The sequence below is a fragment of the Nonomuraea sp. NPDC002799 genome (genome assembly GCF_053592075.1).
Genome location: NZ_JBSFVA010000009.1, coordinates 280,634 through 291,784 on the forward strand (window position 1 = coordinate 280,634; position 11,151 = coordinate 291,784).

Genomic DNA, 11,151 nt, shown 5'->3' on the forward strand with positions numbered 1-11,151 from the left:
ACCGGGCCGATCGGCCCGCAGCGCGACGACGTGCACACGGCGATGCTCGCCGAGCGGATCACGAACTCCCTCGGCGGCACCCCCAAGGGCCAGCGGCCCAAGCGGGTGCGCGACTTCCTCCCCGACTGGACCGCAACACCAGAGGAGGAAGCCGATGGCGTCGATCAAGAACCTGCTGATCAGGCTGGGGATCATCGCTGACGACGTCGACGCCCCCGTCGAGCGGACGACCCGCAGCCTGCAGCGCCTGGCCCGCCAGGTCGACTCCATGGAGGGCAGCTTCAAGCGGCTCGACCTGGGTTTCGACTCCGTCGGCAGCACGGCCGCCCGCCTGACCTCCAGCATCGCCAGCTTCACTGGCTCACTGGCCAGCGCCGGTGTCAGCCTGGTGACCGGTGCGACGCAGATGGCGCTGCTCGCGTCGGCGATGGCGTCGGCCACCACCGCGGCGGCCGGACTGGCCGCCGGACTCGCTCCCGCCGCTGGCATCCTGACCGCGCTGCCGGGCGGCGTCCTGCTCGGCGTGGGCGCGCTGGCCACGCTCAAGGTCGGCCTGATGGGCGTCGGCGACGCCTTCAAGGCGGCCATCTCCGGCGACTACAAGACCTTCATCGCCGGCATCAAGGACCTGTCCGGTGCCGCCGGTGAGGTCGCCTACGAGCTGTTCCAGATGGCGCCCGCCTTCCAGGGCATCAAAGCCTCAGTCCAGAACGCGTTGTTCGAGCCGCTTGTTGGCCAGATGTGGTCGCTGCTGCCCGCCATCAACGCGCTCACCGACGGCATGACCCGCACGGCCACCGCGTTCGGCAACGCCGCGGTGGAGGTCGTCAGGTTCGCCAAGTCGGGCGACACGGTCTTCGCGATCGAAGAGGGCTTCTCGATCCTCGCCCAGGCGGTCCGCGACCTCACCCCGGCGATCAAGCCGCTTCTCGGCGGGTTCCGTGACCTGAGCCTGCTCGGCGCGAGCTGGCTGGGCCAGTTTGTCCCCGGCATCGCCGCCGCTGCGAGCGAGTTCGGCCACTTCCTGTCGCACGCCGTGGCCACGGGCCAGGCGGTCGGGTGGATGGACGGCGCGCTGGCCGTCCTCAAGCAGCTTGCCGCCATCCTCGGTGACCTCGGCGGCATCCTCGCCGGGATCTTCCGCGCGATCCAGGCCGACGGCCAGAACGTACTGGGGACCTTCGGCCAGTTGCTCGACGGCCTGCACGCGTTCGTGGACTCCGCGCAGGGCCAGCAGATCATCGCCGAGATCTGGCGCGCCCTGATGGCGATGGGTCAGGCTCTGCTGCCGGTTATCCAGGCGCTGGCCGGCGCGCTCGCCGCCATCGCGCCCGTCGTCGCCGAGCTCGCCACGACCGTCGGGCCGATCCTCGCCGGCGCTATCTCCGCGCTCGGGCCCGCCGTGGCGGCCGTCGGTCCCGGCCTGATCGCCATGTTCCAGGGCCTCGGGCAGGCCGTCAACGCGCTCGCACCCGCACTGCTGCCGCTCGGGCAGGCGATCGGCAGCGCGTTCGCCACCCTCGCGCCGCTGCTGGCCGCCATCGGTCCAGCCATCGCCGCGATCCTGCCCGGCGCCCAAGCGCTCATCGGCGCGCTCGCGACCGGCCTCGCAGCACTCGCGCCAGCCCTGGCACCGATCGGCAGCGCGATCAGCGCCATCGCCGGAGCCCTGGCCCCGCTGCTGCCGGTCCTCGGCGAGCTGGTGGCATTGATCGCCGTCAACCTCGCGGCCGGTGTCCAGGCCGTGCTGCCGAGCCTGCAGATGCTGGTCGGCGCGTTCGGGCAGGCGTTGCAGGCCCTGGCGCCGATCGTGCCGCTGCTGGTCCAGCTCGCGGCCAGCGTGCTGAACACCCTTGTGCCGGCGCTCGCGCCGCTGCTGCCGCAGATCGCCACGCTGATCACGCAGCTGGTGACCGGGCTCATGCCGGCGATCACGCCGCTGATCGGCGCGTTCGGCCAGCTGGTGCTCGCGGTGGCTCCGGTCATCCTGCAGATCGCCGGGCTCGTGGGGCAGCTCGTCACCGCGCTGCTGCCCGCCATCACGCCGCTGGTCGACGCCCTGGCCGCGATCGTGCCAGTCCTGGGTGGCGCTCTCGTGCAGGCCTTCGGCCAGCTGATCGAGGCGATCACTCCGCTGCTGACGGTCGTCGCCGATGTCCTCGTGCCGTTCTGGCACGAGCTCGCCGACGCGATCACTCCGCTGCTGCCGATCCTCGCCGACATGGCCGCCCTGCTGGTCGGCACCTTCATCCAGGCATGGGCCTCGATCGCCCAGGCGATCACTCCGCTGGTCGCTCCGCTCGGGCAGCTCGCCGAGACGCTCGGGCAGGTCCTGCTCCGGGCGATGCAGGCGATCGCCCCGCTGATCACAGCCCTGGCGGACGCGTTCGCTCAGCTGCTGCCCTCCCTGACGCCCCTGATCGAGCTCGTGGCGCAGGTGGCCGGCCAGATCGGCGACATCCTCGTGAAGGGCATCACGACGCTGGTCCAGGCGATCACGCCCGTGCTGCCGATCATCGTCGATCTGGCCAAGCAGATCGGCGACGCCCTGTTGGTGGCGCTCCAGGCCGCCGCTCCGGCGATCCTGTCCATCGTTGAGGCGGTCGTCGGCCTCCTTCCGGCGCTGACCCCATTGATCGGGCTGGTCGCGAAGCTCCTTGAGGGCATCGTCCCGCTGGCCACGCAGTTCATCCCACTGTTCTCGCAGCTGCTCACGGCCCTGGCCCCGGTCATCACGTCCCTGGTCGGCGTCGTCGGTCAGCTGCTGACGGCGCTCATGCCCGTGATGCAGACCCTGATCGGCATCGCGATGCAGGCCCTCACGCCTCTGATCAACATCGTGCTGCAGGTCGTCCAGGCCTTCATGCCGCTGATCGAGGCCATCCTGCCGCCGCTGGTCCAGCTCATCGAGGCCATCGCGCCGATCCTCGGCCTGGTCGCGAACGTCTTCGGCCAGCTGCTCAAGGCCGTCACGCCCTTGCTGGACGTGCTCATCCAGCTGGTCATGGCCGTGCTCGAACCGATCATGCCGATCATCGAGGCGATCGCGCCGCTGCTCGGGACCCTGGTCGGCCTGTTCGCCCAGCTGGTCACCGCGGTGACGCCACTGATCGAGGTGCTGCTCAACCTCATCATGTCGGTGCTCACGCCGCTGATCGAGATCATCGCGACCGTCATCGGCTGGCTGGTGGACAAGCTGGCGCCGGTCTTCGAGTGGCTCGCGGGGATCATCGAGGGCGCGATCAACGTCATCGCCGACATCTTCGAGTGGCTCTACAACCTGCTGATCGGCAATTCGATCATCCCGGACCTGATCGAGGGGATCCGGTCGTGGTTCGCCAAGGGTGTCGAGTGGGTCAAGGGGATCATCTCGTGGTTCGGCGAGTTGCCCGCAATGATCGGCCAGTGGCTGGGCAGCGTCGTGGCGCTGATCGCCACCATCTGGGGCAACATCCGAGCCCTCATCGCCGAGCGTATCGAGGCCATCCGGCAGAAGATCTCCGAGATCCTCAACGCGATCGGGAACCGCTGGACCGAATTCTGGGACGGCGTCAGAAACTTCATCTCCGAGAAGTGGGAGCAGATCAAGAGCGCGGTCGGCCAGAAGATCGATGAGCTGCTGACGTTCTTCCGGAACCTGCCGGGACAGATCGGCTCTGCCCTCGGCAACCTCGGCAGCACGCTCTACAACGCCGGCCGTGACCTGCTCGTGGGCCTGTGGAACGGGCTCATGAGCATGGCCCAGTGGCTCAAGGACAGCGTCCTCGGGTTCTTCAGCAGCATCATGCCGCAGTGGGTGAAGGACGCCCTCGGGATCAAGAGCCCCAGCAAGGTGTTCGCCAAGCTGGGCCGCGAGCTGCCCGCCGGTATGGCGCTCGGCATCATGCAGGCCTCCGGGCTGGTCGAGTCCGCGATCGCGGGCCTGGCCACGTCGGCGACCGTCGGCGTGGGCGGGATGAGCGCTCCCGCGTTCGCCGGCGGCGCGATGCCGTCGGGCGGCGGCGGCCTGGTGATCCAGAACCTGAACCTGAGCTTCGAGGACGACCGCGACATGTACGAGAAGGGCCGCCAGTTCGCCGAGGGCCTGTTCGAGTACAAGCGACGGGGAGGAGTGCTGCCGACGCCATGACCCTGCCATCTCTCAGCGTCGAGACGATGCTCGACAACACGACGACGCTGACCGGCGTCGTCCGCACCAACACCTTCGACGCCGGCACCCCCTCGGGCGGGATCACGACCGGCAACTCCGGCTTCGGCAACGGGAACGCCTTCAACGTCGTCACCGGGTCGCCGCAGTACTCCAACACGCAGGCGTACGGCAGCAGCCTGGCCGCGTTCAACCCGGCTGTGGGCGTGGACACACACCTGGACTGGACGGGCATCACCCAGCCCGGCGACGTCTTCTGCGCCCGCTTCTACATGTTCCTGGTGTCTGCGCCGGCCGGGTCGCAGCGCACGTTCGTGCTGCAGGGCCCGGGCGGGGTCGTCAGCGCCGTGTGGATTTTCAACGACCGGCGGCTGCGCGTCTACCTCGGCTTCAGCACGAGCTTGGTCGCCACGCTGACCGACCCGGTGCCGGTCGGCCAGTGGGTGCGCGTCGAGCTGCGCTACACGATCAACGTGAGCGGCAACGGCACGGCGGAGATCTGGCTGTACACCGACCCCGGGTCGACCGTGCACGAGGACACCGCCATCTCCAGCACGCTCGCCTGGCCGGGAGGCAAGCCCTCTTCGGTCGAATGGCACCTGCAGCGCGACGCGGGCGGCTGGTGGTTCATGGACAACGTCGCCGTCGCCAGCGCGAAGATCGGCACCGCGGGCGTGTGGACGAGCGTGACGCCGTGGCTGAAGCTGCCGCTGTCCACCAGCCGCGGCAGCAGTCGGGTCCAGTCGCCGATCATCCGCTACAACCCCGGCAAAGCCACCGTCCGGCTGAACAACACCGACCGCCGCTTCGACTCCTCCAACCTGTCCGGCCCGTACGTGTCCGGCGGCCGCACCCAGGTCCAGCCGATGCGCCCCGTCCGGGTGCGGTGCGTCTGGAACGGCGTCACCTACCACCTCTTCAAGGGGTTCGCCGATCAGTGGGACGTCTCCTGGATTGCGAACCCGGGCGGCGGCAGTCAGGGCTACAGCCTCACCACGGTGCCGGCCACGGACGGCTTCAAGGTGCTGGCCAACAAGAAGCGGCCACCGACGATCGTCGTCGTCGACGGGCAGCCGGTCACGCAGACCTACGGGGAAGGCGAGGACTCCGGCAGTCGCGTCGATCGGGTCCTCGACTCCGCGAGCTGGCCGGCCACGGATCGGGTGATCGCCGCCGGCGACAGCCCGATGCAGGCGACCTCGCTGACCGGCGACGCGCTGCAGGAGTTGCAGAACGTGGCCGACTCCGAGGTCGGCGAGCTCTACATCGACGGCCAGGGCAGGGTCGTCTTCCGCAACCGGCGCGCCGTCCACCTTGAGGCGCGCAGCACCTCGGTGCAGGCCACGTTCGGCAACCCGTCCACGGCCCTCGCGCCGTTCGAGACGAAGCTGAGCACGGACGACGCGACCCTCTACAACGAGGTGCTCGCCACCCGCGAGGCCGGCGAGACGCAGGCGGTGGGCGATACCGCCAGCCAGAACGAGTTTCTGACGCGCACCTTCGACAGCCCGACCCTGAAACTGCAGACCGACGGCGAGGCCCTGAACTGGGGCCAGTGGGTGCTCTACCTCAGCAAGGACCCCGAGACGCGCTTCGACGAGCTGCGCATCCACTGCCACGCCAATCCCTCGGTACTCTTCCCCGCGGTGCTGGCCCGCGAGATCGGCGACCGCATCCAGATCGTGCGCCGGCCGCCGGGCGGCGGGACGGCGATCACGCGGGACGCGTTCATCCGCGGCATCTCCCACGAGGTGTCGCCGGAGCGGTGGATCACCACGTTCCAGCTGCAGAACGCCCGCGCGTTCGGCACGTTCTTCACGCTGGATGACGCCACGTACGGGGTGCTCGGCAACGGCGTCCCGATGACGTTCTGAGGAGGCTCGATGGCGACGGTTCCCGCTCCGCGCACGTGGACGGCGTCGGAGCTGGTGACGGCGGCCAAGCTGAACACCGACATCCGTGACGGGTTCAACTTCTTTCGCAGCCCGCCCATCTGCCGGCTGACCAAGAGCGGCAGCCAGAGCATCGCCGAGAACGCCACCACCGCCGTTACGTGGGAGGTCGAGGTCATCGACCGGGACGCCGGCCACTCCACCGTCACCAACGTGAGCAGGTACACCGCGCAGACGGCGGGCTGGTACCACCTGCGGGCCAGCATCCAGTGGGAGCAGAGCGCGTTCAACAAGTGGAAGTGGGCGGACGTGATGTTCCGGAAGAACGGGGGAACCTCACAGAACCGATCCGTCTCCACGCAGTTGCACACCGCGAACACGTTCGCCACCCCGCAACTCACCGAGGGCCTGATGCAGTTGAACGTCAGCGACTATGTGGAGGTCATGGTGATCCACCTCAACGGGGGTGGGCCGCAGAACATCCTGGTCAGCGGCGGATTCTCGCCGGGCGTATCCAGCTTCGACATCCGGTGGGTGTCCATCTGATGCCCGCGCCGACGCCCGCGAACTGGAACGTGGGAGAAAACCCCACCGCCACCATCCTCAACCTCCGCATCCGGGACACGATCAACTTCCTGAAGGCGCGCCCCCACGCGGTGATGCGGCGCCTGAGCGCCCAGTCCATCCCGCACAACACCCACACAGCGATCGCGTGGACCGCCGAGGACATCGACTCCGACTTCGGCCACAGCACCCTCACCCAGCCGGAGCGGTACACGGCCGTGTCCGAGGGCATCTACCACCTCACCGCGACCGTCATCTTCGGCGGCAACGCCACCGGCCGGCGGGACGCCTACTTCCGGCTGAACGGCGACACCACCCGGCGCTGGGGCCAGACGGTCGGCTTCCCGGCCCAGGCCGGGGCGAGCCCCGACATCGGCCTCATCATCGCCACCCACATGAAGCTGGCCGTCGGGGACTACGTGGAAGTGATCGCCTACCAGAACAGCGGCGGCGCGCTAAACGTAGTCAGCTCCAACGCCGACTGCCGCTTCGAGCTGCTGTGGGTGTCGACGTTCTGATGACGCTTCCAACGCACATGACGTGGAGTGCCGGGATCTGGTCGGCCGCCGACATGAACAAGGAGATGCGCGACGCCCTGGTGTTCTACCTGCGGCCGCCGATGTGCATCGTCCGCAAGGACAACAGCCCGCAGCGCATCGCGTCCACGTCCGGGATCACGTCGTTCGGCAGCCAGCAGGTCACGTGGGACACCGTGGTGCACGACAGCGACGCCATCTTCAACTCCTCGCAGTCCACGCGGCTCACGGCCAATACGCCCGGCTACTACCACATCACCTTGCAGATGCAGTGGATTCAGCCGGACACCAGCATCAACGCGCACCGGGGGCAGTACCTGGACAGGTACAACGCCGCCGGTGTGAAGGTGGAAACGGCTGCCACCTACCGGAACGTGTCGCTGGCCACCGACGAGTCGCACACCGCCTCCGTCGTCATGCAGATGAGCCAGGGCGACTACATCATCGCCGTGGCCGATCTCTTCTACACCAACAACGACGAGCTCGCGCAACGCGACTCAGCCACGAGCCGCTACGGCTGTCAGCTCGAAATGCGCTGGCTCTCCACCCTGTAGGCCGTCTTCGACGCGGCCCCATGATCGTGCCGCCCGTGGGCTGAGGGTGCGGACGGGCGGCACCCCCTCGTGAACCAGGAGCCCTCTTTGACCGGTAACTCCACCCTGGACGTCTTCGTAGCAGCTGGGATCATCGCCGCCGGGCTCGGGCTGCTGTTCGTGCTCAGCCGGATCGGGCACCGCGTGTGGCTGCTGTTCCAGCAGGTCGACGACTTCCTCGACGACTGGCGCGGCGCTCCGGCTCGCCCCGGCGTCCCGGCCCGGCCCGGCGTCATGGAGCGCCTGGACGTGATCGAGCACGAGGTCAAGACCAACGACGGGTCCAGCCTGAAGGACGCCGTGCGCCGGGTCGAGCAGAAGCTCGACACGCACCTGGACAACCTGGAGGACTGACCATGCCCTGGCTGACCCAGCTCGCCGACGTCGCCCGGCGCACCGGCCACCCGGTCACCGAGGTGGCCGGCTGGAAAACTCGCGGCCACGGCCCGCAGCCCCAGGTGCTCGGCGTGGTCTGCCACCACACCGCGGGCCCGGCCGCCGGCGGTGACTATCCCAGCCTCGCCGTGGTGCGTGACGGCAGGCCCGGCCTGGACGGGCCACTCAGCCAGTTCGGACTGGGCCGCTCCGGACGTATCTACGTCGTCGCCGCCGGGCGCTGCTGGCACAACGCGCCGTCGACGTCGCCGCAGCACGACAACGCCCGCTCGATCGGCATCGAGGCCGAGAACAGCGGCTCGCAATCGTGGCCCGCCGACCAGCTCGACGCATATGAGGCGCTGTGCGCGGAGCTCTGCAAGGAGTTCGGCCTTCCGGCCTCGCGAGTGAAGGCGCACCGCGAGGTGAACACGGCCAAGCCGGACCCGCGCGGCATCGAGATGACGGCCTTCCGCGCCGCCGTCGCCCGCCGGATGAGCGACAAGCCCGACGGCGGCCCGCGCGCACCCGCGTTCCCCGGCCGCCTGCTGAAGTACCCGCCGGCCACGACAGGCTCGGACGCCTACGCCTGGCAGGCCCAGATGCGAGACCGCGGCTGGGACCTGATCCCGGACGGCACGTACGGACCGCGCTCGCGCGACCTCTGCCTGGCCTTCCAGCGCGAGTGCATCGCCGAGGGCCTCGCCATCGGCCAGGCCGACGGGATCGTCGGCGAACGCACCTGGCGTGCGACCTGGGAAAAGCCCCGCACCTGATCGTCCCGGTTCCAAGAATCCGACCCCTGAGGAGGGGCAGCAGATGAAGGACTCGACCAAGCGCACCATTCGTTCCGTCCTGCAGACCGCCGCCGGCATCTCCGTGGCGCTACCCGCGATCGTCGGCGCGTCCGGCATCCCCGAGACACTGCCCTGGGTCATCGGCGCCCTGGCCGTAGCCGGCGGCCTGGCCCGCGTCATGGCGCTGCCCAGCGTCCAGGCGCTGCTCGCCCGGATCGGGCTGAGCACGGAGGCGCCGAGGTAGACCGGGCCCGAGGGCCGTGCCAGACCCCGCCACCTCCTTCGGGAGGTGGCGGGGTCTTCTCGTGTTGCCGGTTTGCCTTGACCGCGTGCCAGATCCGACAGAGCATCAAGAAATCCGAGAAATTGCCAGGGAGGATCAAGCAAATGAAGCTACGTTTCCTCGGCACTACCTCCGACGGCGGCAGCTGTCCCACCCTGTACGAGACGGACCGCGGCACCTTCGTCGTACAGGGCGACAGGGTCACCGACCCCGAAGCGCTCGCGGAGCTCGCTGCTCGAGGCCTGCCGGATCACGAGACCGCGGTCGAGGTCCGTCCGGAGCTGCTCAAGTTCTTCAAGCCCGAGAGCGGAGCATGAGTCTCGTCTCCGGCCCCGAGTTCGACGCCCTGTTCGCCGACTTCAAGCACTCCGCGTTCCGCCTCGAAGGACGGGATCGTTACCACGCGCCCGACGAGAAAGAGCGGATCAGGAGGTTCCTGTCCGGCGAAGGGTACGACGTGGCCTCTCGGCTGGCCGCTCCCTGGTGGCAGATGATCCGAGAGGCCACGTCGAACGGCAAGCGGGTCCAACGGGTGCGTGTGGTGACCGAGCCGCACGGCGACTACACCCGGTACGCGCTGGCTGGCGCCCGCATCAACATCGACGGCGGGGAGGAGATCCGCTACATGGCCCGGCATCGGGCGGTCGAGCTCGGCTTGCCCGAGCACGATTACTGGCTGTTCGACGACCGACTGGTTGCCTGGATGCACTTCGACGATCAGGACGCGTTCCTCGGAGTGGAGCTGATCGGAGAACCGGCGGCCGTGGAGCAGCATCTGGCCTGGCAGGCCATGGCGTGGGAGCACGCCACCCCATACAACGACTACATCCGATAGAAATCAGCTCGTGTCCGATGTCCACCAGGTACGCATAGCCCTCGGTCAGCGACTCCGCAGCCTCCGCGTCGGCGCCGGCATGTCCGGCAAGCATCTCGCGGAGTCGCTGAACTGGGCGCCGTCGAAGGTCTCGAAGATCGAGCACGGAAGCCAGACACCCTCAGCCGAGGACGTCAGGGCGTGGGCGGGGGCGTGCGATAGCCAAGAGAGCGTCACTGACCTGTTGGGCCTCCTGGGCAACCTGGAGACCCTCTATGCCGAGTGGCAGCGCATCTTGCGAGCGGGCACAGGCAAGCGGCAGCAGACGTATCAGGAGATCGAGGCGGCCACCCACACCCTGCGCGTGTTCGAGTCCCTGTTGATCCCGGGCCTACTCCAGACGCCCGAGTATGCGCGGGCCAGGCTCGCGGAGAACATCAAGATGTGGGGCGTGGTCAACGACCTGGACGACGGCGTACGGCAGCGTATGCGTCGCCAAGAGGCGATCTACGACTCCGGCCGCCGCTTCTACTTCGTGATTTCAGAGTCCGCGCTGCGGACGCTGCTGTGCCCGCCTCGGGTCATGGTCGGCCAGCTAGAGCGCCTCATCGCGTCGTCGCTCCTGGACACGGTGAGGATCGGGATCATCCCCTTCACGACCGTGCTGCCCGTGAGTCCGAAGCACGGCTTCTGGATCTACGATGACCGGCTGGTGACAGCGGAGACGGTGACCGCCGAGCTTCACCTGACGCAGCCGGAGGAGATCGAGCACTACCGGAAGGTCTTCGATGCCATCTCGGGAGTCGCGCACTACGACAGCGACGCGCGTCGAGTCATCACCCGGGCCCTGGCCGACTTGACGGAGACACTTAAATGATCTTGAAGCAATATTGAGAAATTTTCTTCACGCTCGGGTGATGCACTCCTAACGTTCCGGGCATGGCCAGTCACGGGGCCGTGCCCCCCACACCTTCGCCCGATCCGTCGGGCCCTACGAGCAGGCCTGCCGGCGTCGTCGTGACGCGGTGCCGGCAGGCCGTGGCGCCCTTCTGGCCCAAAGACGCTCGACCACGTAGTCGACGCAGCTCGTCAGCGCCTCGACGTCGGCCGGGTCGATGGCCGGGAACATCGCGACGCGGAGCTGGTTGCG

General features: G+C 68.5%; 12 protein-coding genes. All 12 read left to right on the forward strand.

What is annotated here, in order from left to right:
• Window positions 1-9 precede the first annotated feature (9 nt).
• The 12 genes from ACWD0F_RS19695 to ACWD0F_RS19750 all read left to right on the forward strand — a co-directional run bounded on the left by ACWD0F_RS19695 (window position 10) and on the right by ACWD0F_RS19750 (window position 10,878).
• Window positions 10-201, forward strand: a complete 192-nt coding sequence (locus ACWD0F_RS19695) for a phage tail assembly protein T (protein WP_449877357.1) — start codon at window positions 10-12, stop codon at window positions 199-201.
• A complete protein-coding gene (locus ACWD0F_RS19700) occupies window positions 155-4,129 on the forward strand; it encodes a phage tail protein (RefSeq protein ID WP_449877320.1) in 3,975 nt (1,324 codons plus the stop codon). Before ACWD0F_RS19695 ends, ACWD0F_RS19700 begins: the two co-directional genes overlap by 47 nt.
• Entirely contained in the window at window positions 4,126-6,021 is a 1,896-nt protein-coding gene (locus tag ACWD0F_RS19705; RefSeq protein WP_449877322.1) for a hypothetical protein, read from the forward strand. Before ACWD0F_RS19700 ends, ACWD0F_RS19705 begins: the two co-directional genes overlap by 4 nt.
• Before the next feature lie 9 nt (window positions 6,022-6,030).
• On the forward strand, window positions 6,031-6,585 hold the full coding sequence (locus ACWD0F_RS19710; protein ID WP_449877324.1) for a hypothetical protein: 555 nt from the start codon (window positions 6,031-6,033) through the stop codon (window positions 6,583-6,585).
• Window positions 6,585-7,121: a hypothetical protein gene (locus tag ACWD0F_RS19715; RefSeq protein WP_449877326.1), complete on the forward strand. Its 537-nt coding sequence runs from the start codon at window positions 6,585-6,587 to the stop codon at window positions 7,119-7,121. The genes ACWD0F_RS19710 and ACWD0F_RS19715 overlap by 1 nt, the downstream gene beginning before the upstream one ends.
• Window positions 7,121-7,693, forward strand: a complete 573-nt coding sequence (locus tag ACWD0F_RS19720; RefSeq protein WP_449877328.1) for a hypothetical protein — start codon at window positions 7,121-7,123, stop codon at window positions 7,691-7,693. Before ACWD0F_RS19715 ends, ACWD0F_RS19720 begins: the two co-directional genes overlap by 1 nt.
• An 87-nt stretch (window positions 7,694-7,780) precedes the next feature.
• Entirely contained in the window at window positions 7,781-8,086 is a 306-nt protein-coding gene (locus tag ACWD0F_RS19725; protein ID WP_449877330.1) for a hypothetical protein, read from the forward strand.
• A 2-nt stretch (window positions 8,087-8,088) separates the two neighbouring features.
• Window positions 8,089-8,883, forward strand: a complete 795-nt coding sequence (locus tag ACWD0F_RS19730) for a peptidoglycan recognition protein family protein (RefSeq protein WP_449877332.1) — start codon at window positions 8,089-8,091, stop codon at window positions 8,881-8,883.
• A gap of 43 nt (window positions 8,884-8,926) precedes the next feature.
• The gene (locus ACWD0F_RS19735; RefSeq protein ID WP_449877334.1) at window positions 8,927-9,148 is read left to right on the forward strand and encodes a hypothetical protein; all 222 of its coding nucleotides are present in this window, start codon (window positions 8,927-8,929) and stop codon (window positions 9,146-9,148) included.
• A 143-nt stretch (window positions 9,149-9,291) separates the two neighbouring features.
• A complete protein-coding gene (locus tag ACWD0F_RS19740) occupies window positions 9,292-9,504 on the forward strand; it encodes a hypothetical protein (RefSeq protein ID WP_449877336.1) in 213 nt (70 codons plus the stop codon).
• A complete protein-coding gene (locus ACWD0F_RS19745; protein ID WP_449877338.1) occupies window positions 9,501-10,022 on the forward strand; it encodes a DUF6879 family protein in 522 nt (173 codons plus the stop codon). The genes ACWD0F_RS19740 and ACWD0F_RS19745 overlap by 4 nt, the downstream gene beginning before the upstream one ends.
• Window positions 10,023-10,032: 10 nt before the next feature.
• On the forward strand, window positions 10,033-10,878 hold the full coding sequence (locus ACWD0F_RS19750) for a helix-turn-helix domain-containing protein (protein ID WP_449877340.1): 846 nt from the start codon (window positions 10,033-10,035) through the stop codon (window positions 10,876-10,878).
• Window positions 10,879-11,151 lie beyond the last annotated feature (273 nt).

Excerpts from the sequence above, each read along its gene's own strand:
- ACWD0F_RS19735 (WP_449877334.1), top strand. The coding sequence starts at position 8,927 with ATGAAGGACTCGACCAAGCGCACCATTCGTTCCGTCCTGCAGACCGCC.
- ACWD0F_RS19705 (WP_449877322.1), top strand. The coding sequence starts at position 4,126 with ATGACCCTGCCATCTCTCAGCGTCGAGACGATGCTCGACAACACGACG.
- ACWD0F_RS19715 (WP_449877326.1), top strand. The coding sequence starts at position 6,585 with ATGCCCGCGCCGACGCCCGCGAACTGGAACGTGGGAGAAAACCCCACC.
- ACWD0F_RS19745 (WP_449877338.1), top strand. The coding sequence starts at position 9,501 with ATGAGTCTCGTCTCCGGCCCCGAGTTCGACGCCCTGTTCGCCGACTTC.
- ACWD0F_RS19710 (WP_449877324.1), top strand. The coding sequence starts at position 6,031 with ATGGCGACGGTTCCCGCTCCGCGCACGTGGACGGCGTCGGAGCTGGTG.
- ACWD0F_RS19730 (WP_449877332.1), top strand. The coding sequence starts at position 8,089 with ATGCCCTGGCTGACCCAGCTCGCCGACGTCGCCCGGCGCACCGGCCAC.
- ACWD0F_RS19700 (WP_449877320.1), top strand. The coding sequence starts at position 155 with ATGGCGTCGATCAAGAACCTGCTGATCAGGCTGGGGATCATCGCTGAC.
- ACWD0F_RS19720 (WP_449877328.1), top strand. The coding sequence starts at position 7,121 with ATGACGCTTCCAACGCACATGACGTGGAGTGCCGGGATCTGGTCGGCC.
- ACWD0F_RS19740 (WP_449877336.1), top strand. The coding sequence starts at position 9,292 with ATGAAGCTACGTTTCCTCGGCACTACCTCCGACGGCGGCAGCTGTCCC.